The 22,694-nt window shown below is 70.7% G+C and carries 19 protein-coding genes; 5 read left to right on the plus strand and 14 right to left on the minus strand.

Translation table 11 applies throughout. The features are described from left to right. Nucleotides 1-155: 155 nt before the first annotated feature. The gene (locus AC07DI_RS31435; RefSeq protein ID WP_478907726.1) at nucleotides 156-2,372 is read right to left on the minus strand and encodes a SpoIIE family protein phosphatase; all 2,217 of its coding nucleotides are present in this window, start codon (nucleotides 2,370-2,372) and stop codon (nucleotides 156-158) included. A gap of 163 nt (nucleotides 2,373-2,535) precedes the next feature. Between AC07DI_RS31435 and aspS the strand changes: the two genes are divergently transcribed. Next, complete coding sequence (aspS, locus tag AC07DI_RS31440) at nucleotides 2,536-4,314, plus strand: aspartate--tRNA ligase (RefSeq protein ID WP_478907728.1); 1,779 nt, start codon at nucleotides 2,536-2,538, stop codon at nucleotides 4,312-4,314. A gap of 149 nt (nucleotides 4,315-4,463) precedes the next feature. Here aspS and AC07DI_RS31445 read toward each other — a convergent pair whose 3' ends face one another. The 3 genes from AC07DI_RS31445 to AC07DI_RS31455 all read right to left on the minus strand — a co-directional run bounded on the left by AC07DI_RS31445 (nucleotide 4,464) and on the right by AC07DI_RS31455 (nucleotide 6,515). After that, nucleotides 4,464-4,643 carry a hypothetical protein gene (locus tag AC07DI_RS31445; RefSeq protein ID WP_384252272.1) on the minus strand — a complete coding sequence of 60 codons (180 nt, stop codon included), beginning with the start codon at nucleotides 4,641-4,643 and terminating at the stop codon, nucleotides 4,464-4,466. A 92-nt stretch (nucleotides 4,644-4,735) separates the two neighbouring features. Beyond that, on the minus strand, nucleotides 4,736-5,437 hold the full coding sequence (locus AC07DI_RS31450; protein ID WP_478907731.1) for a TetR/AcrR family transcriptional regulator: 702 nt from the start codon (nucleotides 5,435-5,437) through the stop codon (nucleotides 4,736-4,738). A gap of 166 nt (nucleotides 5,438-5,603) precedes the next feature. After that, complete coding sequence (locus AC07DI_RS31455) at nucleotides 5,604-6,515, minus strand: NAD(P)-dependent oxidoreductase (RefSeq protein ID WP_478907733.1); 912 nt, start codon at nucleotides 6,513-6,515, stop codon at nucleotides 5,604-5,606. 122 nt (nucleotides 6,516-6,637) lie between these two features. Here AC07DI_RS31455 and AC07DI_RS31460 point away from each other — a divergent pair, with 122 nt between their 5' ends. Beyond that, nucleotides 6,638-7,237: a TetR/AcrR family transcriptional regulator gene (locus AC07DI_RS31460; RefSeq protein ID WP_384252265.1), complete on the plus strand. Its 600-nt coding sequence runs from the start codon at nucleotides 6,638-6,640 to the stop codon at nucleotides 7,235-7,237. A gap of 39 nt (nucleotides 7,238-7,276) precedes the next feature. Here AC07DI_RS31460 and AC07DI_RS31465 read toward each other — a convergent pair whose 3' ends face one another. From AC07DI_RS31465 to AC07DI_RS31480, 4 genes are all read right to left on the minus strand, one after another. Next, nucleotides 7,277-8,185 (minus strand): hypothetical protein, encoded by a 909-nt coding sequence (locus AC07DI_RS31465; RefSeq protein WP_478907735.1) that lies wholly within the window; start codon nucleotides 8,183-8,185, stop codon nucleotides 7,277-7,279. A gap of 109 nt (nucleotides 8,186-8,294) precedes the next feature. Further along, nucleotides 8,295-8,483: a DUF397 domain-containing protein gene (locus AC07DI_RS31470; protein WP_478907737.1), complete on the minus strand. Its 189-nt coding sequence runs from the start codon at nucleotides 8,481-8,483 to the stop codon at nucleotides 8,295-8,297. Continuing rightward, on the minus strand, nucleotides 8,480-8,668 hold the full coding sequence (locus tag AC07DI_RS31475) for a DUF397 domain-containing protein (RefSeq protein ID WP_478907739.1): 189 nt from the start codon (nucleotides 8,666-8,668) through the stop codon (nucleotides 8,480-8,482). The genes AC07DI_RS31470 and AC07DI_RS31475 overlap by 4 nt, the downstream gene beginning before the upstream one ends. A gap of 8 nt (nucleotides 8,669-8,676) precedes the next feature. Then, nucleotides 8,677-8,922, minus strand: coding sequence for a Scr1 family TA system antitoxin-like transcriptional regulator (locus tag AC07DI_RS31480; protein WP_478907741.1), 246 nt, complete (start codon nucleotides 8,920-8,922; stop codon nucleotides 8,677-8,679). Between the two features lie 265 nt (nucleotides 8,923-9,187). On the opposite strand from AC07DI_RS31480, the gene AC07DI_RS31485 reads away from it, so the two are divergent. Continuing rightward, nucleotides 9,188-10,102 (plus strand): hypothetical protein, encoded by a 915-nt coding sequence (locus AC07DI_RS31485; RefSeq protein WP_478907743.1) that lies wholly within the window; start codon nucleotides 9,188-9,190, stop codon nucleotides 10,100-10,102. 87 nt (nucleotides 10,103-10,189) lie between these two features. Here the strand turns inward: AC07DI_RS31485 and metG are convergent, their stop codons facing one another. Both metG and AC07DI_RS31495 read right to left on the minus strand, forming a co-directional pair. Further along, on the minus strand, nucleotides 10,190-11,818 hold the full coding sequence (gene metG, locus AC07DI_RS31490) for a methionine--tRNA ligase (protein ID WP_478907745.1): 1,629 nt from the start codon (nucleotides 11,816-11,818) through the stop codon (nucleotides 10,190-10,192). A 265-nt stretch (nucleotides 11,819-12,083) separates the two neighbouring features. Next, complete coding sequence (locus AC07DI_RS31495; protein WP_478907746.1) at nucleotides 12,084-13,499, minus strand: VWA domain-containing protein; 1,416 nt, start codon at nucleotides 13,497-13,499, stop codon at nucleotides 12,084-12,086. Between the two features lie 578 nt (nucleotides 13,500-14,077). Between AC07DI_RS31495 and AC07DI_RS31500 the strand changes: the two genes are divergently transcribed. Further along, nucleotides 14,078-16,195, plus strand: a complete 2,118-nt coding sequence (locus AC07DI_RS31500; protein ID WP_478907748.1) for a PhoX family protein — start codon at nucleotides 14,078-14,080, stop codon at nucleotides 16,193-16,195. A 63-nt stretch (nucleotides 16,196-16,258) separates the two neighbouring features. On the opposite strand, the gene AC07DI_RS31505 is transcribed toward AC07DI_RS31500, so the two are convergent. Continuing rightward, on the minus strand, nucleotides 16,259-17,296 hold the full coding sequence (locus tag AC07DI_RS31505) for a hypothetical protein (RefSeq protein ID WP_478907750.1): 1,038 nt from the start codon (nucleotides 17,294-17,296) through the stop codon (nucleotides 16,259-16,261). A 196-nt stretch (nucleotides 17,297-17,492) separates the two neighbouring features. Continuing rightward, a complete protein-coding gene (locus AC07DI_RS31510) occupies nucleotides 17,493-18,467 on the minus strand; it encodes a LysR family transcriptional regulator (RefSeq protein ID WP_478907752.1) in 975 nt (324 codons plus the stop codon). A 220-nt stretch (nucleotides 18,468-18,687) separates the two neighbouring features. On the opposite strand from AC07DI_RS31510, the gene snpA reads away from it, so the two are divergent. Beyond that, nucleotides 18,688-19,365: a snapalysin gene (snpA, locus tag AC07DI_RS31515; protein WP_478907754.1), complete on the plus strand. Its 678-nt coding sequence runs from the start codon at nucleotides 18,688-18,690 to the stop codon at nucleotides 19,363-19,365. A 107-nt stretch (nucleotides 19,366-19,472) separates the two neighbouring features. On the opposite strand, the gene AC07DI_RS31520 is transcribed toward snpA, so the two are convergent. Both AC07DI_RS31520 and AC07DI_RS31525 read right to left on the minus strand, forming a co-directional pair. Next, nucleotides 19,473-21,512, minus strand: a complete 2,040-nt coding sequence (locus AC07DI_RS31520; RefSeq protein ID WP_478907756.1) for an FUSC family protein — start codon at nucleotides 21,510-21,512, stop codon at nucleotides 19,473-19,475. 44 nt (nucleotides 21,513-21,556) lie between these two features. Further along, nucleotides 21,557-22,588 carry an endonuclease/exonuclease/phosphatase family protein gene (locus tag AC07DI_RS31525; RefSeq protein WP_478907758.1) on the minus strand — a complete coding sequence of 344 codons (1,032 nt, stop codon included), beginning with the start codon at nucleotides 22,586-22,588 and terminating at the stop codon, nucleotides 21,557-21,559. Nucleotides 22,589-22,694: the final 106 nt, after the last annotated feature.

A 22,694-nucleotide genomic window follows, 5' to 3' on the forward strand; every position in this document is an offset into this window, starting at 1 on the left:
CTCTGTCCGCGGGCTCAGCGGGCCGGTTCTGGGCTGGTCGCGCAGTTCCCCGCGCCCCTGAACCGCCCCTTGCGGGGCGCCCCGGAGGTCGTCCCAGGGGCGCGGAACTGCGTGCTCAGCCACAGCGGGCCCGCACCCAGCCAGAGACGCACCCCCTACTCCGCCCCACCGCCGGCGCCCTCGTACAGCTCGAACCAAATGCTCTTCCCGTCGCCTCGCGGGTCCACGCCCCACGCCCCGGCCAGCAGCTCCATCAGGACGAGGCCGCGGCCGGACGAGGCCAGTTCGCCGGGGCGGCGCTTGTGCGGCAGGTCGTCGCTGCCGTCCGCGACCTCCGCCCGCAGGCGCCGCGTGCCCGGCTCGCCGGTGACCTCGGCGACCATCAGGGCGTCGCCGTCCGTGTGCACGAGGACGTTGGTGAGCATTTCGGAGACCATCAGGACCGCCGAGTCGACCTGGTCGTCGTCCGCCCAGTCGTGCAGCAGTTCCCGCAGGTGACGTCGGGCCCCGGCGACCCGCTCCGGTTCGGCCTGGGCGACGGTCAGGACGGTGCGGCGGGCGTCCGTGCGCTGCTCGGGGCGGCTCGCGCGGCTCAGCAGGAGTACCGCTATGTCGTCCTCGCGGCGGTCCGCGAGCGGTCCCGTCGTGTGGTGCGAGGACAGGCCGTGCACGGCCTGTACGAGGGAGTCGGCGAGCCGTTCCAGGGCGTCGGGCTCGCCCTGGCCGGGGAACTCCTCCAGGACCGTCCTGAGCCGTGACCAGCCGCTGTCCAGGTCGTGGCCGCCGGTCTCGATGAGGCCGTCGGTGCAGATCAGCATGGTCTCGCCGGCTTCGAGGACGAGACGGGTCGTGGGGTAGTCCGCGTCCGGGTCGATGCCGAGCGGCAGACCGCCCGCGGTGGGGCGCTGCAGAACCGTTCCGTCACTCATGCGTATCGCGGGCTCGGGGTGGCCCGCGCGGGCGATCTCCAGGACGCCGGTCGCCGGGTCGGCCTCCACGTACAGGCAGGTCGCGAAGCGCGGGTCGTACTCCATGGCCTGCGGGGCGCCGGTGGAGCCGGGCCCCTGGGTGCCAGTGTCGCTCGACCCGTAGGTGATGGACTCCGTGATCCCCGACAGGAAGCGGGTGGCGCGCGAGAGCACGGCGTCCGGGCGGTGTCCCTCGGAGGCGTATGCGCGCAGGGCGATCCGCAACTGCCCCATCAGCCCCGCCGCCCGCACGTCGTGGCCCTGCACGTCGCCGATGACGAAGGCGATGCGGCCGCTGGGCAGCGGAATCATGTCGTACCAGTCGCCGCCGACCTGAAGTCCGCCGCCGGTCGGCACATAGCGGGCGGCCACGCACAGCCCGGGGATCTGCGGGCCGAGCATCGGCAGCATCGAGCGCTGCAGGCCCTCCGTCAGCTCCCGCTCGGACTCCGCGACCCCGGCCCGCGAGAGGGCCTGCGCCAGCATCCGCGCGACCGTCGTCAGGACGGACCGCTCGTCGGGCGTGAACGAGACGGGATACGTGAAGGCCGCCATCCACGCACCCATCGTGCGGCCCGCGACGGTCAGCGGCAGGAACGCCCACGACTGTCGTTCGAAGCGGCTGGCCAGGGGCCAGGCGGCGGGGTAGCGCCTGCGGTAGTCCTCCGGGGTGGAGAGGTAGACGGCGCGGCCGGTGCGCACCACTTCCGCGGCCGGGTAGTCCGTGTCCAGCGGCATCGCGGAGAAGGGGCCGTCGTCACCGGGCTGGTGGCCGTGGTGCCCGATGATCGTCAGCCGTTCGCCCGCCACCCCGAAGACCGCGAGCCCGTCCGGCGAGAAACCCGGCATGGAGAGCCCCGCGGCGACCCTGAGCACCTCCTCCGTGGAGCGTGCCTCGGCGAGCGCGCGCCCCGCGTCGAGCAGGAACGCCTCGCGGGAGCGGCGCCAGTCGCCGGTGACCGGGGTGCGGGCGGCGGTGCCCGGCGCGGGCTCGGTCACCTCTTGCAGAGTGCCGACCAGTTCGTACGCCTCTGTCGCGTCGTGCAGCACGGGCTTGGAGCGGCTGCGTACGGTGCGCAGGACGCGCCGCCCCGTCTCATCCATGATCCGCAGCCGGGCCTCGGCGAGGGTGCCCTCGGCGACGGCGAGCTGGACGGTCCCGTAGATCTCATTCCAGTCGACGGGGTGGAAGCGGGACCGCACACCGCCCTCCGTCAGGGTCTGGGCGCGCGGGGGCAGCCCGAGCAGCCGGGCCGCCTCGGCGTCGACCGTGACGGTCCCGGAGGCGTTGTCCCAGCGCCACAGTCCGGTCGCGATGGCCGTCAGGACGTCCCGTACGGGTGGCAGGGAGTCGTCCCCTACGGAGTCGTCCCCCACTTGCGGCAGGGGATCGTCGGTGCGCATTGACCCACTTTAGGAAGATGTAGGGGGCCGCCGCCACTGAGCACCGTCGGCCCCGGCCCCCGCAAGGGGCACCGCCGCGGATATCCGGAAACCGATCTTCGCCCGGACGGTAGCCTTGTGAGGTCTGCTCTCTCCCCTATTCGCGAAGACTGGATGAACGACGATGCATCGGTACAGGTCCCACACCTGCGGCGAGCTCCGCGCCTCTGACGTCGGCACCGACGTCCGGCTGAGCGGCTGGCTGCACAATCGCCGAGACCTGGGCGGCATTCTCTTCATCGATCTCCGCGATCACTACGGCATCACGCAGCTGGTGGCCCGCCCGGGCACCAAGGCCGCCGAGGTCCTGGACAAGCTGTCCAAGGAGACCGTCGTCCGCGTCGACGGCAAGGTCGTCTCGCGCGGCGCGGAGAACGTGAACCCGGAGCTGCCCACCGGCGAGGTCGAGATCGAGGCCGCCGAGGTGGAGGTGCTCGGCGAGGCGGGCCCGCTGCCCTTCACGATCAACGCCGAGGACGGGGTGAACGAGGAGCGGCGCCTGGAGTACCGCTTCCTCGACCTGCGCCGCGAGCGCATGCACCGCAACATCATGCTGCGCAGCGCCGTGATCGCTTCGATCCGCTCGAAGATGGTGGCCCTCGGCTTCAACGAGATGGCGACGCCGATCCTCACGGCGACCTCCCCCGAGGGCGCCCGCGACTTCGTCGTCCCCTCCCGCCTGAACCCGGGCAAGTTCTACGCCCTTCCGCAGGCTCCGCAGCAGTTCAAGCAGCTGCTCATGATCTCGGGCTTCGACCGGTACTTCCAGATCGCGCCGTGCTTCCGCGACGAGGACGCGCGCGCGGACCGCTCGCCGGGCGAGTTCTACCAGCTCGACGTCGAGATGAGCTTCGTGGAGCAGGAAGACGTCTTCCAGCCCATCGAGAAGCTGATGACGGAGCTGTTCACGGAGTTCGGCGGTGGCCGCGAGGTGACCTCCCCCTTCCCGCGCATCCCGTTCCGCGAGTCGATGCTGAAGTACGGCAACGACAAGCCGGACCTGCGCGCGAAGCTCGAACTGCACGACATCACGGACATCTTCGAGGGCTCGGAGTTCAAGGCCTTCGCCGGCAAGCACGTGCGCGCGCTTCCGGTGCCGGACACGGCGTCGCAGTCCCGCAAGTTCTTCGACGGCCTCGGTGACTACGCGGTCGAGCAGGGCGCGAAGGGCCTGGCCTGGGTGCGCGTCGCCGAGGACGGTTCGCTGACGGGCCCGATCGCGAAGTTCCTGACGGAGGCGAACGTCGAGGAGCTGACGAAGCGGCTGTCGCTGGCCCCCGGCCACGCGGTGTTCTTCGGCGCGGGCGAGTTCGACGAGGTCTCGAAGATCATGAGCGCGGTGCGCGTCGAGGCCGCGAAGCGTGCGGGCCACTTCGAGGAGGGCGTCTTCCGGTTCTGCTGGATCGTCGACTTCCCGATGTACGAGAAGGACGAGGAGACGGGTCGCGTCGACTTCTCCCACAACCCCTTCTCGATGCCGCAGGGCGGCATGAAGGACCTGGAGGAGAAGGACCCGCTGGACATCCTCGCCTGGCAGTACGACATCGTCTGCAACGGCATCGAGTTGTCCTCCGGCGCCATCCGCAACCACGAGCCCGAGGTCATGCTGAAGGCCTTTGAGATCGCGGGCTACGACGCGGAGACGGTCGAGCAGGAGTTCGCGGGCATGCTGCGCGCGTTCCGCCTCGGCGCTCCGCCGCACGGTGGCATCGCCCCCGGCGTCGACCGCATCGTGATGCTCCTCGCCGACGAGCCGAACATCCGCGAGACGATCGCGTTCCCGCTGAACGGCAACGCGCAGGACCTGATGATGGGTGCGCCGACGGTGCTTGACGAGGCGCGGCTGCGGGAGTTGAACATCTCGGTGCGCAAGCCTGCGGCGCCGAAGCCCGCGGCGCAGTAGCGGTAGCGGTTTCCCCGGCGGCGGGGTGACGTCGCGTGAAAGGCCCCGGAACCTTTGGTTCCGGGGCCTTTTCTGGTTCGTCGTCTGGTGTTCGTGCGTTGTGGCTAAGCGTGCAGCGCAGTTCCCCGCGCTCCTGGGGGCCCTTAGGGCTATACCGACTGTGTGGGGGAGGAGTTCGCTTCTGCCTCTGCCCACTCGGTGACCAACTCCTCGTACACGAGGCGTTCGTCGGGGCGGAGGCGTCCACCCGCGCGCAGCCATAGCGCACGGATTTCCTCATTGACCTCGTCGGCGGTGCGTCGCCGGTCGGGGGAGGGAGTCGTGGCCATGTCGTGAAGCTTACGTAGGCGGGTGTGAAGGCGGCGTCAATTCAAGCCGTCTCTCCGCATGACTTAGCTCACCGTGATGTGTGGCAACCGTCTCAGTGGGCAGTCTCGCCGAGCCGGGTTTGCAGACCGTCCAGTACGCGCTGGAGCCCGTAGTCGAAGGTCTCCTCGCGCTCCCGCGCCGGGTCACCGGCGTGCGCCCCGCGCTTCCCGGCCTCCTCCCCGCCCCGCAGGCTCTCCGCGAACTCCCGTTCGGACCTGCCGCTTCGGGCGATCAGCGAGAGGTACGCGGCCTCGCTGGTGGCCATTCCGATGACGTAGGAGATGACGGTGCTCAGGGCCAGTTCGGTTTCGTCCGCGGGGAATCCGGCCGCCCGGTACACGGCGGCCATGCGCTCCGACATCTTCGTCACGTTGGGCCCGAGGTGGATGAGGCCGACCTGACCGAGCACGGAGGCGACCCAGGGGTGGCGCAGAATCATCGCTCGCAGGCTGTACGCGCTGCGCGCGGCGGCGTCGCGCCAGTCGGCGGCGCCCTCCGCGGTGGGGACGGCCAACTCGCCGTAGACCTCGTCGACGACCAGCTCGATCAGCTCGTCCTTGTTGGCGACGTGCCGGTAGAGCGAGGTGGCGCCGGCGTCGAGCCGGGTGCCGAGCTTGCGCATGCTGAGCGCTTCGAGCCCGTCCGAGTCCAGCAGGCGGACGGCCTCGGCCACGATCTGCTCCCGGCTGAGCTGTTCGCGCTGTTTGCGGGGCCGGGTCCACACGGAGGCGATCGGCTTCTCGGCGGCAGACATGCGGGCTCCTCGGTGCGGTCGGTGCGGTCGGTGCGGGCCATCAGGGCGATTCTCACGGTAGCGCACGACGTACGCGGCTTGCGCACAAGGTTTCCTGCTGCGTACAGCGTTCGCGACGAGAGCGCGGGGTCAGACCTGGGGCGCGGCGGGCAAAGACCGGCTGTTCTCAGGCGGAGGGACCCCTCATGAGCTCCACGGCCCGCGAGAAGCTGTCCGCGCCGTGGCCCGCCTCCACCAGCCTTCGGAAGACGTCGTGGACCGCCTGCGGGAACGCCGTGTCCACCCCGGCGTCGGACGCGGTGTGGATGACGTGCTCCATGCTGGCCAGGCCCATCGCGGTGCGGTCGACGTCGCCCGCGTGGTTGTCCGCGTCGATGCGGGACGCGTAGAAGTCGACGAAGTGGCCCATGCCGGCGAAGTTCTCCGTGACGTACGGCGCGATCTCCCGGGCCGTGAGGCCGTGCGCTCCGGCCATGGCGGCGGTCTGCCAGAACGCGATCATCGCGGGCCAGAAGATCGTCATGTTCAGCTGGTACATGAGCGCGGCGAGCCCCTGGTCCTCGCCCCGGTAGTCGGACTTCCCCGTGATCACTTCGAGGGCGGCGCGGTGCGTGTCGTACGCCTCGCGCGGGCCGCTGTAGAACGTCGAGGTGTCCGGGGTGCCGATGAGGGGCGGCGGGCAGAGGACGCCGCCGGTCAGGTGCGTCCCGCCGAGGTCGGTCACCCAGCGGGCGCCGGCCCGTGCCTTCTCCGGGGTGTCCGAGCTGAGGTTCACGAGGGTGCGGCCCGCGACGGCGGTCCTGGCGGGCTCCAGGATCGCGTACATCGCGTCGAAGTCGGTGAGGCTGAGAACGACCAGCTCATTGGCGAGCAGGGCCTTCTCGGCGCTCCCGGCGAGGTGCGCGCCGCGCTCCACGAGGGCGTCCGCGCGGGACGGGGTGCGGTTCCAGAGGGTGACGTCGTAGCCGCGGTCGAGGTAGGCGGCGGCCATGGCCTGGCCCATGGGGCCGAGGCCGATGACGGTGACGGAGGTGGGGGCCGGGGTGGGGGCGGCTGCGGGCTGCGGTGCGGAAGGCATGCGGAACTCCAGTGGGCTGGGCTGACAGGCCGCTAAAACGATCGCTCTATTTAGCGCGTGGCAAGAACGTAGCACGCCGCTAGAACGAACGCTCTAGCTACTGGCTGGGTAGAGTGGGAGGCATGGCCCAGAAGACCTCGGAGCCCGGCGCGGTGCTCGGCACCCGCGACCGGATCGTCGCCGTCTCCGCACGCCTCATCCAGCGCCAGGGGTATGTGGGCACCGGCATCAAGCAGATCGCCAAGGAGGCGGAGGCCACGCTCGGCTCCGTCTACCACTTCTTCCCTGGCGGGAAGGAGGCCGTGGCGGTGGCCGCGATCAAGTACAGCGACGAGGAGTTCGCGGCGCTGCTGCGGGACGCGCTGGCGCGGGAGACGGACCCGGGGGCGGCGATCGAGGGCTGCGCGGCTGAACTCGCCGTCGCGCTGCGGGAGTCGGGCTGGACCGACGGGTGCCCCGTCACGGCCGCCGCGCTGGAGACGCTGGGCACGGATTCCGAGATCCAGCGGGTGTGCGCGCGGGCGCTGCGCGGCTGGGAGGGCATCGTCGAGGAGAAGCTGCTCGCGTCGGGCTTCGGTCCGGCCGATGCGCGGGAGGTGGCGACGACGGTGATCAGCGCGCTGGAGGGCGCGGAGGTGACGGCGCAGGTCGCCCGCAGCGAGGAGCCGTTGCGGGCGGCGGGCCGGCAGTTGGCCCGGCTGGTGGGTACGTACGGGGCGTGAGGCCCCGGCCCGGCCCCGTACGTGGTCGTCCGCCTGGGCTTACTCGCCCTGCTCCTGAGGGTGCTCCGTGTCGCTGAACAGGTCGTCTGCGGTGGTTGCTGTGACGGCGCGGGTGAGCCAGCGGTCGAGGGTGGGGAGGTCGGTGCAGGTGGCGATGCGTTCGCGGGCGGTGTGGGAGGTGGGGACGTCGCGCAGCTCCAGGAACCGGAGGATCGCCTCCGCCTTGCCGTCCGCCTTGCCTTCGAGGAACTTTTCCTCGGCGAGGGTGCCCTGTCCGGGGAAGTAGATATCCGCAGCCATCTTCACCAAGTCCTTCCAGGCGGCTCGGGCCGTGGTGTCGCCCAGGCCTACGTCCAGCAATTGCCAGTAGTGGTCGAACGTCTTTCGGTCGCCGGTCGATCCCAGGGCGGTGACCAGCGCCTCCAGTATGGCCTTGTGCTCCGGGCTACGCGCATGCGTAAACGCGGACAAAGCGGCGAAGGGCAGGTCCTGGGCGGCCTCTTCGGGGTCGATGATCAGCGGTACGTTGTCGGGGCCGAGGACCAGGGGATGCACGCTCAGGGCGGTCCAGCCCTCCACTCCGATCCGGAAGGGGCCCAGTGCCCAGGTCGACGTGGCCTTGTCCTGGCAGACGACCAGGAGCAGGGCGGGGATGTGGTACTTCGAGTAGAGGTACGACAGGTAGTACCCCCAGCTCAGCGCCTTCTCCGGGTCCCGGCGGCGCTGAGCCTCCACGACCAGTAGGAACGCGCGGCCGTTCGGCGCGCTGATCCGGAGCAGGGTGTCGACGCGGCGCTCGATGGGCCGGGTCTCGGTAACGTCCGGCGTGATCACCTCGACGGTCGGATTCTCGGGGAGCGCGACGCCCAGGAGCCGGAAGACCGGCGGCAGGAGCTCGGGGCGGTCCTGGAAGATCCTGTGCGAGGCCTCGTGTTGCGATGTGACCATGTGAGGAACGTAGGCGCCCCGGCGGCTGGAAGTGCGGGCTCACGGGGGTGATCACTCTTTCGAGTGCGGATGAAATGTTCGCGCAGTTCCGGGCCCTGGTCGGTGGGGTTCACCCCTCGCCGATGGCCTTGAGGGTGCGTATGAGGTTCGACAGGGTGGCAGAGGTGGTGGTGAGTTCGGTGGTGGGTGCGTCGCTTTCGCGGAGACGTATGGTGCCGCCGCTGGTGGCCAGTTCCACGCATGTGTTGCCGTCGCCTCCACCGGAGAAGGACGACTTCTGCCAGACGGTGGCGCTCATCGTTCGCCCTGCTTGATGGCACGCAGGAGGCGGGCCAAGGATGCGGGAACAGTTGCCAGTTCGACGCCAGGCTCGTCACTTTCGCGGAGGCGGATGTGGTTGCCGGTGCTCGCCAGTTCGACGCAAGCGTTGCCGTCACCGCCTCCCGAGAAGGTGGACTTCTGCCAATGCAGGGAGGTGGTCATGGCGGGCCTCACAGTTCCTTCACCGCCTTGTGGATGAAATCCCTTGACCGCTCGGGATCGAGCGCCAGCTCCTCCACCCTACGGAAAAGTGTGCGGAAGCGGTCGAGTTGGGCTTGGGAGTCCAGGAAGCCGGTGCCGTGCGGAGCATCCCGTACGACGGTATCCAGCCGGGAAACCGGGCCCCCTGCGTACACCATCGCGCTGCTAGACCCGGCGAACCCGTCCAGATCGAACGGGATGACCCGAATGGTCACACTCACCAAGGGGCCCGCCGCCCTCCGCGTCCGGTATGCCGACGGGGTGCTGCGGATCGGGGCGTGGGACGCGGATCCGACGCCACCCGCGCCGCCTCCACGCATCGCCGACGCGGGGGCCGAGCGAGGCCGCGGCCTCGACCTCGTGCGGGCCTGTGCCGACGGCTGGGGCTGGTACCCGGGGGCCTCGCAACCTGGCAAGCACGTCTGGTGTGAACTAAATGCGGCATAGCTCGTTGATCATGCCGAACAGAAAGGAGAACCGATGGTCAGCTCGTCACACGAAGCGATGCACCGGATCTTCCAGAAGGACACGGCTCTGCTGGTCCGCTCCCTCCAGCGATTGCTCCATGTCCCTTTTCCGGAGCCCCGGGACATCATGACCCTCGATGTGGACCTCACGGAGATCGAACCAGTCGAGCGCCGCTGCGACACCCTGTTACGGGTCGACACCGATGACGGCAATTATCTGTTCGTCATCGAGTCGCAGGGCAAGAAGGACGAGGCCAAACGCGGCAGCTGGCCGTACTACCTCTCGTATCTCTACGAGAAGTACCACTGCGAGCCCGTGCTGATCGTCGTGACGCAGAGCGCGGCGACGGCCCGGTGGGCTGCCAGGCCCATCCAGTTCGGGCTGCCGGGCTGGTCCTCGCTCACCGTTCGTCCGCTGGTCCTGGGGCCGGACAACGTGCCGGTGATCACGGACCGGCATGAGGCCGAGAGGGACGTTCCCCTTGCGGTGTTCTCGGCGATTACCCATGGAAGGGGGCCGGGCGCCGCCGCCATACTGGGGGCACTGGCTGCGGCTCTGGAGACCATCGACCGCGAAGCGGCGGGAATGTTCGCACAGCTCACCCGGTCCGGTCTGGTGGACCCCCGGGCGAAGGAGATCTGGGAGGAACTGATGACGGCGACCAAGTACTTCTTCGACCACCCGTTCGCGGAGAAGGAGCGGGAAGAGGGCCGGGCCGAAGGCCGGGAAGAAGGCCGGGAAGAAGGCCGGGCCGAGGAGCGTGCCGACACGGTCCTGAACATTCTCTCGTGGCGGGGCATCGATGTGCCTCCCGCCGTTCGCGCACGGGTCACCGCGTGCACCGACCTGGACCAGCTCAAGGTCTGGTCGGAGCGGGCGGTCCACGCGGCAGGGGCGGACGACCTGTTCGACGGTGGCGAAGGCTGACGTAGCGCCCCCGACAGGGAGAGTCCCGGCGCCGCCACCTGAATCAGGGGTCGGCACCGGGACTCTCCCGTCATCCGTTGCGTGCCGTTACGCGGCAGGCTTCTCCTCCAGGCGGGGGAACAGCACCGCGCCCTTCGTCACCGTCGCGCCCGCGGGGAGCGTGCCCCACGTCGCGGCGGCGCGGACGTCCTGGTCGGCGAGGGCGCCCAGGAGGGGTTCCGCGCCGAGGGAGTCCCAGAGCTTCTGGGAGGTGTCCGGCATGATCGGGTTGAGGAGGACCGCCACCGCGCGCAGCGACTCCGCCGCCGTGTAGAGGATCGTGGCCAGGCGGGCCTTGCCCTCCGGGCTGTCGTCCTTCGCGACCTTCCACGGCTCCTGCTCCGTGATGTAGCCGTTGACCTGCTTCACGAAGTCGAAGATCGCCAGGATGCCGCCCTGGAAGTCCAGCTCCTCGCCGATCGCGCGGTCGGCGGTCGCGACGGCCTTGGCGAGGCCGTCCTTGACCGCCTGCTCGGCGTCGCCGGACGCCGTCGCCTCGGGCAGCTCGCCGCCGAAGTACTTGCCGACCATCGCCGCGACACGGGACGCGAGGTTGCCGTAGTCGTTCGCCAGCTCGCTCGTGTAGCGGGCCGTGAAGTCCTCCCACGAGAACGAGCCGTCACTGCCGAACGCGATCGCCCGCAGGAAGTACCAGCGGTACGCGTCCACACCGAAGTGCGAGGTCAGGTCCTGCGGCTTGATGCCCGTCAGGTTCGACTTCGACATCTTCTCGCCGCCGACCATCAGCCAGCCGTTGGCCGCGATCCTGCCGGGCACCGGCAGGCCCTGCGCGAGCAGCATCGCGGGCCAGATCACCGCGTGGAAGCGGAGGATGTCCTTGCCGACAAGGTGCACGTTCGCGGGGAAGGTCGAGGTGAACTTCTCCTCGTTCGCGCCGTAGCCGACCGCCGTCGCGTAGTTCAGGAGCGCGTCGACCCAGACGTAGATGACGTGCTTGTCGTCCCAGGGGACCTTCACGCCCCAGTCGAACGTCGACCGGGAGATGGACAGGTCCTGGAGGCCCTGGCGTACGAAGTTCACCACCTCGTTGCGCGCCGACTCCGGCTGGATGAAGCCCGGGTTCTCCTCGTACAGGGCCAGCAGCCTGTCGCCGTACTCGCTGAGCTTGAAGAAGTAGTTCTCCTCCTTGAGGAGTTCCACCGGCTTCTTGTGGATGGGGCAGAGCTTCTGTCCGGAGAACTCGCCCTCGCCCTCGATCAGGTCGCCGGGGAGCTTGTACTCCTCGCAGCCCACGCAGTACGGGCCCTCGTAGCCGCCCTTGTAGATCTCGCCCTTGTCGTAGAGATCCTGGACGAACTCCTGCACGCGGTCGGTGTGACGCTTCTCCGTCGTACGGATGAAATCGTCGTTCGCGATGTTCAGGTGCTCCCAGAGGGGCTTCCAGGCCTCGGTGACGAGCTTGTCGCACCACTCCTGGGGCGTGACGTCGTTCGCCTCGGCCGTGCGCATGATCTTCTGACCGTGCTCGTCCGTGCCGGTGAGGTACCACACCTTCTCGCCGCGCTGACGGTGCCAGCGCGTGAGCACGTCCCCTGCAACGGTCGTGTAGGCGTGGCCCAGGTGAGGAGCGTCGTTAACGTAGTAGATGGGGGTCGAGACGTAGAACGCCTTCGCGTTCTCGCCCGCTCCCTGCTTCTCGGATCCAGTGGCCGCCATGGTCGAAATCCTAACGGCCGGAAGAAGATCGACTCACATCGGTTACGGCCCCCGGCGTGGACCTGCCCCGGCCCCGCCCTGGACCCCCGGTCACTCCTCCCAGTCGCCGATGGCTACGTCCCCGACGCTCCGGCCGCGCGGTTTCAGGGTGAGGGTGACGCGCTGGGTGGTCCTGAGGGTGTTCTCCCGGCGGCCCCCTGGTGTGCCGGTGTGTGGCAACACCTTGGGGGGAGGGGGGGGTTGACGCCCTGGCCGACGGTGACGGTCAGGGTGTGCGGTGGGACAGCCACTCGGGGTAGGCCGACAGGATGCCCTCGTACAGCTCCTTGTCCGTGAGCTCGCGCGGGGTCGGGCCCGCGTGGAAGAAGGCCGCGTTGTCCGCCTTCAGCTTGCGGAGGTAGTCGAAGGCCTTGTTCTCGTGCTCGCCGAACGCGACGAACTGGAAGAAGAGGGGGTGCGCGGCGGCCTCCTTCAGGGCCTGGGTCGCCGGGCCCTTCGCGTCCGGGGCGCCGTCCGTCTGGAAGATCACCAGGGCGGGTTCGTCCGCGTGGTCCGACTTCTCGTGCTGCGCCACGACCTCTTCGATCGCGCGGTGGTAGCTGGTGCGGCCGAGGCGTCCTGCTGCCGCGTGCAGCTCGTCGATGCGGCCCTCGTACTCGGAGAGCGTGAGGGTGCCGGTGGCGTCGATGTCGGTCGAGAAGAAGACGACGTGGACGGTGGCGTCGGGGTCCGTGTGCGCGGCGAGGGCGAGGACCTGCTCGCCGAGGCTCTGGGCGGAGCCGTCCTTGTAGTACGGGCGCATGGATCCTGAGCGGTCGAGGACCAGGTAGACCTGGGCTCGGGTTCCTGTGAGGCCGCGCTTCTTGAGGGTGGCGGCGGCGGCCTTGTAGGCGGGGGCGAGGGTGGGGGCGGTTGTGCGGATGCGGGTGGCGGGGGTGGCGGGCTTTGCCGCGGGGGCCTTCGGCTCGGGGCTGGTGGGGGCCTTGGTCTCGCTTACGTCAGCCTTCGGCTCGGGGTCGGCCTCGGCGGGGACCTCAGCCTTCGGCTCGGGGTCGGCCTCAGGGGTCTGCTCAGCCTGCGGCTCGGGCGCGGTGCGGGCGTCGGCCTCAGCGGGTGCCTCAGCCTGCGGCTCGGGGTCGGCCGCAGGGGTCTGCTCAGCCTGCGGCTCGGGCTCACGGGTGCCGTCTTCATCGTTGCCCGGCACCGGGGGCTGTGCCCACCCGTCCCGCCCGGCGGGACGTTTGCCCACAGCGGGAGCGGGAGCGGCGTCGGGCTTCGGCTCGGGGGCGGTGGTGGCGTCGGCCTCGGCCGCTACTTCAGCCTTCGGCTCGGGAGCGGTGGCGGCCTCGGCTTCGGCTACCTCAGCCTTTGGCGCGCGAGCGGTGGGGGCGTCGGCCTCGGCCGCTACCTCGGGCTTCGGCTCAGGCGTGGGCGTTGGCGTGGGCTCGGCCTCGGCCGTTACCTCAGCCTTCGGCTCGGGCGTGGGCTCGGTTTCCGCCTCCGCTTCCCGCTCCGGAGACGGGTTCCGTTCCGGGGACGGGGACGGGACCGTGACGTTGTCGAAGGCCGCTGCCACCAGGTCGTCCAGGGCCGACGGTGTCGGCTCCTGGCTCGGGGAGGGGACGGAGGCCTTGCGCGGGGGGTCCGGGGTCGGCTCGGACGAGGGGGAGGGGAGCGCCACCGATTCCGGAGACGTCGATCCCGGCGGCGTCGAACCCGAGGGCACAGAGTCCGGGGACGTCGAGTTCGGGGACGTCGAGTACGGGGAGGTCGAGTCCGGGGACGTCGACTCCGGGAGCGTCGACCCCTCCCGCTCCGGCGCAGTCGCACGCTCAGGCTCCCGAGCCTCCGGAACGCTCTCCTTGCGTGATCGTCCGAACGCGTTCCGCAGGCGGTTCAGAATGCCCATGTGCGCAACCCTTCGCGTGAGTTGATTCCGATAATCCCTGGCCAGGGCGGACACGTAAGGTTAGCCGCCGCCGTACGTGATCTTGGGCAGGGTCGCGCCCTCCGTCACCCGCGCGAACCACCCGCCCGGACCGCCGCCAGAACTTCGCCCCGGAACACGCGCCCGGCCCGCCTTCCAGTTCCGTCGCCTGCCCGGCTCCGGCCCCGCGGCAACTCCGCCCCAGGCGTCACGGATTCACCCTCCGTTCACCCGTAGGCCGCCGCCCTGCCGGAACCCGCGCCTAGCCTCACGGCGGAATCAAGCCACGTACAGAGCCACGTACCGAGGCATGCCACAACGACGGAGGACCCGTGCGCACACTGCTGCCGATCATCAGCTCGCATCAGGGGAGCGGTGGCCGTTCCGCCCTGACCTGCCGGTTCCGTTGCGGTGACGCGTGCTTCGGCGAGGTGCCCAACACCAGCGAGAACGCGTACGTCGGTGACGTCATCGCCGGTGCGCTCAGCCGCCGTTCGATGATGCGTGCCGCCGCCGTCGTGACGGTCGCCGCCGCCGCGGGCAGTGCCGTCATAGCCGGTCCGGGCGCCCCGGAGGCCGTCGCCGCCGTACCCACGGAACGTACCGGTGGACACGGCAGCAAGGGGGCGCGCGGGCTCAGGTTCACGCCTGTCGCCCCCAACACCGCCGACACCGTCACGATCCCCGCCGGGTACGAGCAGAACCTCGTCATCCGCTGGGGTGAGCCCATCCTGCGCGGCGCGCCCGCTTTCGACGCGCAGAAGCAGACGGCCAAGGCCCAGGCCGGACAGTTCGGGTACAACAACGACTTCTTGAGCCTGCTCCCGCTGGGGAGCGAGCACGGATACGGGCATGGGCACGGCCACGGGCGTCAGCTTCTCGTCGCCAACCACGAGTACACCGACGAGATCCTGATGTTCGAGGGGTACGACCCCGAGAACCCGACCCGCGAGCAGGTCGAGATCGCGTGGGCCGCCCACGGCCTGTCGGTCGTCGTGGTCGAGGGGGAGAGGCGGAGCGGGAAGCTGCGCGCCGTCCCCCGCCACCACCTCAACCGGCGGCTCACCGCCACCAGCCGGTTCCGCCTCTCCGGGCCCGCCGCAGGCAGCGAGCTCCTGCGCACCGAGGCCGACCCCCGCGGCACCACCGTCCTCGGCACCCTCAACAACTGCTCGGGCGGCACCACCCCCTGGGGCACGACCCTGCACGGCGAGGAGAACTTCAACCAGTACTTCGCCAACGCCGCGAAGGTCACCGACCCGACGACCGCCGCGCGCCTCAAGCGGTACGGCGTCACCGGCGCCGCCTCCGAGCGGAAGTGGGAGCGGTTCGACCGCCGTTTCGACCTGGCGCAGGAGCCCAACGAGGCCAACCGCTTCGGCTGGGTCGTCGAACTCGACCCGTACGACCCGGACTCGATCCCGCGCAAGCGCACCGCGCTCGGCCGCTTCAAGCACGAGGCCGCGCAGCCGCGCCTCACGCACGACGGCCGCCCGGTCGTCTACATGGGTGACGACGAGAAGTTCGACTACTTCTACAAGTTCGTGAGCAGCAAGCGCGTCGCCAAGGGCACGTCGCGCGCCGCCCACGAGCACAACTTGAGCCTGCTCGACGAGGGCACCCTCTACGTCGCCAGGCTGACCGGTGACTCCCCGGCCGGAGAGATCGACGGCAAGGGCACGCTCCCCGCCGACGGCGAGTTCGACGGGAGCGGCACGTGGATTCCGCTCGCCACCGCCGGGCCCGGCGGCAAGGCCGTCAGCCACGTCGAGGGCATGAGCGCCGAGGAGGTGTACGTCTTCACGCGTCTTGCCGGTGACAAGGTCGGTGCCACGAAGATGGACCGGCCCGAGGACATCGAGCCGTCGCCGCACACCGGCAAGGTCTACGTCGCCCTGACGAACAACTCCGACCGGGGCAAGGCGGGCAAGGCCGGTGTCGACGAGGCCAACCCGCGCAACCTCAACAAGCACGGGCAGATCCTGGAGCTGACCGAGCGCCGGGGCCGCGCGGACGCCACCACCTTCGGCTGGTCGCTCTTCCTCGTCGCGGGCGACCCGGACGACCCCGCGACGTACTTCGCGGGCTTCCCCAAGGACCGGGTCTCGCCGATCTCCTGCCCCGACAACGTCGCCTTCGACCCGCACGGGAACCTGTGGATCTCCACCGACGGCAACCAACTCGGCTCGCACGACGGCCTGTTCGGCGTCGCCACGCGCGGGGAGCGGCGCGGTGAGCTCAAGCAGTTCCTGACCATGCCGACGGGCGCGGAGACCTGCGGGCCGCTCGTCCAGGACCGGCGGGTGCTCGTCTCCGTGCAGCACCCCGGCGAGGTCGACGGGGCGTCGGTGGAGAAGCCGGCGAGCGCCTGGCCCGACGGTCCCGGGAAGATCGTCCGTCCGTCGGTCGTCGCGGTGTGGCGCGAGGACGGCCGCGACATCGGGGTCTGACCGTACGCAGCCGTAGGGGGCGCCCCGCATGGTGCTGCGGGGCGCCCCCTACACGTACGGCTGTCAGTCGTTCTGCTTGCGGCGGTACATCGCGAAGCCGAGGCCTGCCGCGCCGAGGGCCGCCATGCCGCCGCCCGCGGCGATCAGGGGCGCGTCGGTGGCGGTCGGCGTGACGCCGTCGGCGCCGGCCTTCACGCCGCCCTTCGGGACGACCTGGTGGTTCGAGTCGTACCGGGGCTGCGGCTTGGTGCCGTCGTTCTTGTGGTGGTGCGTGTTGTTGTTGTTGTCGGTCTTGCCCTCCATCCAGCCCTTCATCGTGCCGTCGGGGTTGAGGACGAAGTGCGCGCCGTTGTGCTGGCCGTACGCCGGCTTGTCGCCGGTCTGCTTCAGGGTGTCCCAGACGGTCTTGCTTCCGCTGTCGGGGGCCTTGGCGATCATGTCGGCCTCGTAGCCGCTCCTGACCTTGTAGACCTTGGCGTCGAATCCGCTGCCGCCGAGGTTCTTGTACTCACGGACGAAGACGCGCTTGTTGTCCGGCTTCGGCTTCGGCTTGGGCTCCGGCTTCGGCGGGGTCGGCCCGGCCTGCATGGTGACGGCGCCGCCGGGCGTGAGGGTGAAGGTGTTGCCGTCGATCTTGGTCGTCGCCGACTTGTTGTACGCGGTGAGGGAGTCCTTGGGGGCGCCGTTCTTGCTGATCGTCGCCTTGGCGGTACGGGCGGAGGCGTTGACGTCGACCTTGGCGGTCCAGCCCTTGCCGAGGTCCTTCGTCCCCTTGGACTCCCAGCCGCCGACGACCGGGTCCTTGTCCTTGTCCGTGCCCTTGTCGGTGCCCTTGTCCGGGTCCGTGCCCTTGTCCTTGCCGGTCTCGTCCGGCTTCGTCCCGTCGTCGGGGGCGGTCTTGTCCTGGTCCCGGCTCTGGTCGCGGCTCTGGTCCTTGTCGGTCCGGTCGTCCTGCGCGGTCTGCGCGGTCTGCGCGGTCTGCCGGTCCTGCGGCGTCGACGGCGCGTCCGCGGCGAACGCGGCCGTGGCCGGGACGGCGAGCGCGGCGATGGCTCCGGTGGCGATGGCGGCGGTACGGAACGTACGGCGGGTGGCGCGCATGGTGTGACTTCCCTCGTGGCTGCTGAACGAGCTGTCCGTTTTCGTGCCCCTTTGCGGTGGCAACAGACATGAAGTTACGGGCGCCATGTGTGCGCCATCCGTAGGAAATGTAACAAGTGGCCGCAGGGTGTGACCCAGTGCCGTAAAACGGGCAAAAGGGCAGGTCAGAGGGGGTGAGTGAGGGGCGCGTCGAACGTCACCGGCTGGCCGGGACCAACGTCCCGCCGGTGCTCCCCCGCGCGTCGCCGGTCCGCAGCAGCCACTCCGTGTAGGCGGTCGCCTGGCGCGCGGCCTCCCAATAGGCGGCCTCCAGCTCGCCGTACACCGCGTCGAGCTCGTCCTCCTCGCGGGCCACCAGCATGAGGCGTACGCCGAGGGGGTCGCCGTACAAGGGGCGTACGGCCATGTCGGGCCTGCCACGCGACGTGGGCTGACAGAGCGCGACGACCTCGCCGGTGGCGACGAGGGAGGCCGCGGTGAGGTAATCGCCGTGCAGGACACGGGGGTTGAGACCGGCCGCGGTCAGGACTCGGCGCAGGCCGTCCCACTCGCCGTCGACCGTGGGGTCCACCATCCAGCGGTCGTCCGCGAGGTCGGAGAGGCGGACGACGGGGCGGTCCGCCGCCGGGTGGTCGGCGGCGAGGGAGACGAACTGCGGCTCCCGGTCGAGCAGGACGCGTCTTCGCAGCGCTTCGGGCATGCGCAGCGGGCAGCCCTCCACCTCGTGCACGAAGGCGATGTCCAGCTGGCCGGTCGCCACCATGCGGAGCAGCGCGTTCGCGGAGACGTCCATCTGGAGCGACATCTCCGTCCCGGGCAGCCGTGCGCGCAGCCTGCGCAGCCATCCCGGTATGGCGCGGCTCGCGGTGGAGCCGATGCGCAGCTGCGGCCCCTCCGCGGTGCGGGCGGCGGCGGCCCTCGTCTCGGCGACCAGGGCGCGCATCTCCGTGACGAGGGGGCGGGCGCGGCTGAGGACGACCCGGCCCAGCTGGGTGGGGCGGCAACCGGTGCGCTCGCGGGAGAAGAGCTGGCCGCCGAGCGCGTGCTCGATGCGTCGCAGCTGGGTCGTCAAGGACGGCTGGCTCATGCCGAGCTGGCGCGCCGCCTTGTGCAGGCTGCCGGTGTCGGCGATGGCGCACAGCGCGCGGAGGTGCCTGACGTCGAGCTCCATGGCCGTGAGCGTAGAGCCGGTACGGCCGCCGCACCAGACGCTCAAACCCCATGAGAACCGGCCGTTCTGGGCGGGGCGGGTCCGGGTGATAGCCCGGAGCTATCGCGAGTTGCCATCATTCCCACGCGCCTCACGCTCCCCGACACTCACAGCTACCGAACCGTTCACCTTTCATCGACTGCCCCACGCGGTCGTGGAACGAGTAGGGAGCCCCCCACACATGAACAAGCGTTACCTCTCTGTCGCGGCCGTCCTCGGCCTCGCCGTCACCGGCCTCGGCGCGACCTCGGCGTCGGCCTCGACCGCCACGCACGATGCCGCCTCGTCCGCGGCCGCCACCTCCTCGTACGCCGGCCGGTACCAGGGCTCGGCCGCGGAGGCCAAGGCCAACAAGGCGTTCTTCGAGGCCGTCGTGAAGGCGGTCGCCGAGAAGCGGGCGGCCAACCCCGGCGCGAAGTCCGTGACCGTCGTCTACGACGCGTCCGGCGCGCCCACCTTCGCCCAGCAGATAGCCGGCTCCACGTCCATATGGAACAGCGCCGTCTCCAACGTGAAGCTGCAGGAGGGCAGTTCCGGCGCGAGCTTCGAGTACCGCGAGGGCAACGACCCGCGCGGCTCGTACGCGAGCACGGACGGGCACGGCAGCGGCTACATCTTCCTGGACTACGCGCAGAACCAGGAGTACGACTCGACCCGTGTCACGGCGCATGAGACCGGGCACGTGCTGGGGCTGCCGGACACGTATGACGGGCCTTGCAGCCAGTTGATGTCCGGGGGCGGGCCCGGTCCTTCCTGCACGAACTCGCAGCCGGATGCCGCGGAGCGGGGGCAGGTGGAGCAGCTCTGGGCGAACGGGCTCGCCAAGGCGCTGCACAAGGTCAACGCCGCGGGCCGCTAGGCGCGGTGCCGTAAGGGATTCAGTGGTTGTCGGGGAGCTGCGGGCCGGTTGTGGCTGGTCGCGCAGTTCCCCGCGCCCCTTTTCTTGCGGAGTTCCCCGCGCCCCTTCTACGGCGCCTTCGGGGACGCGATCGTTCTTGCTGCGCTTACCTCCTGGCGTAGCGGTTCCAGGACGCTGTGTTTGTCGTCGTGGGTGAAATTCACGTGGCCCTTCTGCAGGAGGACCGACGTGCGTAGGCGGCCTGCCAGGGCGTTCAGTTCCTGGGCTACCTCGGCCACTTCGGACGGGGTCGGCCCGGGAGCGCCGTGGCGGATGCGGACCCTTGCCGCCGTCGTGGCGTCCAGGATGCGTTCCACGGCCACGACCAGGGGCCACCAGGCCGCCGCGCGCGTGCCGGTCGGCGGTGGTTCGGTCAGGGCGCGCTGGAACTCGGAGCGGATGACGGACAGGTCGCGGTAGAGGCCGCGGCGCATGCGGGCGCGGGCGGCGGGATCCCCCGTGGCGCCGAACGCGCACTCCACGTACCGCGCGGTGTCCGCGACCGCGTCGGCGAGCCGGTCGCCGATCCGCGTGCCCCAGCTCTCCGGCCAGAGCAGGTATCCGGCGACGAGCGCGATGCCGCAGCCGATCAGGCTGTCGAGGAGGCGCGGCACGACGAGGCCGAGGCCCTGGTGGTTGAGGATGTCGGAGAGCAGCAGGATGACGGGGGTGATCGCCGCCGTCTGGTAGCCGTAGCCGCGCGTGGTGAGCGCCGGGATGAGCGGTGCGAGCAGCATCATCACCGGGACGTCCCACCAGCCGTGCGGCACCTCGCTGAGGACGGCGGTGGCGACGACGAGGCCCGCCGCGGTGCCGAGCGCGCGCAGGATCGCGCGCGAGAAGACCGAGCCGAAGTCCGGCTTGAGGACGAACGTGATGGTGAGCGCCACCCAGTACGACCTCGGTACGTCGATGAGCGAGACGAGGGCCTGGGCGATGCCGATGCAGAGCGCGAGGCGCAGGCCGTAGCGCCAGGAGGCGCCGGACAGGATGACGTTGCGGGCGGCGCGGCGGGCGCGGACGCGCAGTGCGGCGGGGCGGCCGAGGCGGTCCTCGGTCTCGATGACACCGAGCGGGTCGGGGTCGGCGAGGGTCTCCGCGGCGTGCAGTACAGCGTGGTCCAGGGCGCGGGCGGCGTGGTCCTGGGGTTCGGGGATGCGGGCGGCGGCCCGCGCGCCGGGGCCGCTCCCGTGGGCGGGCGCGTGTGCGTGTGCGTTCTCGCCCCGCCCCACCGCGTTCTCGCCCCGCTCCACCGCGTCCGCCAGCGCGCGGACCGCGTCGGGGACTTCGGGCGGCAGCCGTACGCAGGCGTGCCGGGCGGCCTGGTCGGCGGCGGGGGCCGCTTCGACGATGGGTGTGACGGCGTTCAGCTGGGCGACGAGCCTGACCAGGTCGGGGTTGCGGCCGTGGTCGCGGGTGCGCCGGGCGAGGACGAGGTCGTAGCTCTGGTTCAGCGAGGCCGTCACGGCGGTCCGCGCCTCGCCGTACGCGTCCGTGCCCGCGGCGTCGAGCAGCGCGGCGACGGAACGGTAGGTGGCGGCGACGGCGGCGCGTTCGGGGACGCCGGAGCGCAGCGGCCACGCGAGCAGGCCGAGCGCGAGGACGAGGAGGCCGCCGCCGGTCATCAGGAGCGGGGCGAGCCACCACTGCCCCGGCATCGGAAGCCCGGCGCCGACCACGGAGTTGAGCAGCAGGAGCAGGCCAGCGACGGAGGCGACGGCGCCGATCGTCGACATCATCCCGGAGATCAGCGCGACGAAGGTGACGGCGGCGACCGCGACCCAGCCGTGTCCGAAGACGAGGGTGCCGAGGGTGACGCCGAGGGCGCCGAAGAGCTGCGGCACGGCGATGTTGAAGATCCGCATCCGGTACGCGTCCGCGGTGTCGCCGATGACTCCGGAGAGGGCGCCCATGGAGGCGAGCGCTCCATAGGAGGGCCGGTCCGCGAGGATTCCGAGGGCGAGGGGGAGCGCCATCGCGACGGAGGCGCGGGCCACGGCGGCCCAGGGGATGGGCGCGGACTGCGGCTTGAGGGACCTGACCAGCCAGTCGGGTGGGGTGAGCGGGCTCAGTGGGGCGGAGCGGGCCGGACGGGGCTCTCGGGGCATGCGCCCATTATCGGCGCTTTACGTGCCTTGCTCCGGCTCGGGGATCAACGCTCCGTTGCGGGTTTGTGCAGGATCAGTGTGATGGCGAGGGCCCGGTGGTCGGTCTCGCCGATGTCCAGGAAGCGGGCGTCCCGTGCGGCGAAGTCCGGCGTGGCGAGGACGTGGTCGATCTGCGCGCCGAGCGGCGCGGGCACGGCGGTGGGCCAGCTCGGGGAGCGCGAGGACCCGGTGAGCCGGGCGGCGTCGCGCATCCCCTCGTCCAGGATCGAACGGAAGGCGGCGTGGTCCTGGGTGGCGTTGAAGTCCCCGGCGATGATGGTGGACTTCCCGTCCCCGGCGGCGGCGTACTCCTGGATGGACCGCAGCTCGGAGCGCCACAGGCCGACCCCGCGGGGCAGCGGCGGCATGGGGTGGGCGAGCTGGATGCGCACCGGGTGGCCCTGCACGTCGGCGACGGCGCCGGGCATGCCGAGGGTGCCCTTGATGCCGTCCGCGCTCTTCAGCGGGGTCTTGGCGAGGATGACCGAGCCCTCGGGGCCGTACGCGTCGACCGACGCGCGGTAGGGGTAGTCGGCGTGCGGCAGTTCCTTGCGGAGCAGGGCGGCGCAGGCGTAGTCGCACTCCTCGGCGAACACCAGATCGGGCCGTTCCTCACGGACGGCCCTGATCAACCCTGCGGCGGCGCGGCCGTGATCGGCGTTCGACGTCAGTACGCGCAGCTCGGCCACGGCGTCCCCGCGCGGCGCGTCCGTGTTCCCGTAGGGCTCCATGTACCAGGCGAGCAGCCCGAGTACGACGACGCCCCACAGCATGCCGGTCCGCCACCGCCCGAGCACGGCCATGAGCAGCCCCGCGACGGCGGGCACGAGCAGCCAGGGCAGGAAGGCCAGCACCTGCGGCACGGGCGTGAACCCGTCGGAGTCGGCGATCCGGAAGCCGAGGACGGCGCTGACCGCGGCCAGCAGCAGCCCGGCCCCCCACGCGGCGGCCCGCCCCACGCGCCGCCGCCCTCCCCTGCCACCGACCTCACCCTCACCCTCGTCCTCGGCGTCGCGGGTGACCGTCGTGCTGTCCAAGGGGCGGCCTCTCGTCGCGGGGTGTTGCGTCGGCGTTCTGCTCTGCCGAATCATCCCTCAAAGACGGGGCGGGGCCGGGGGCGGTTGCGCGGGCCGCGGGCTCAGG

The sequence above is a fragment of the Streptomyces sp. NPDC044106 genome, assembly GCF_056433985.1.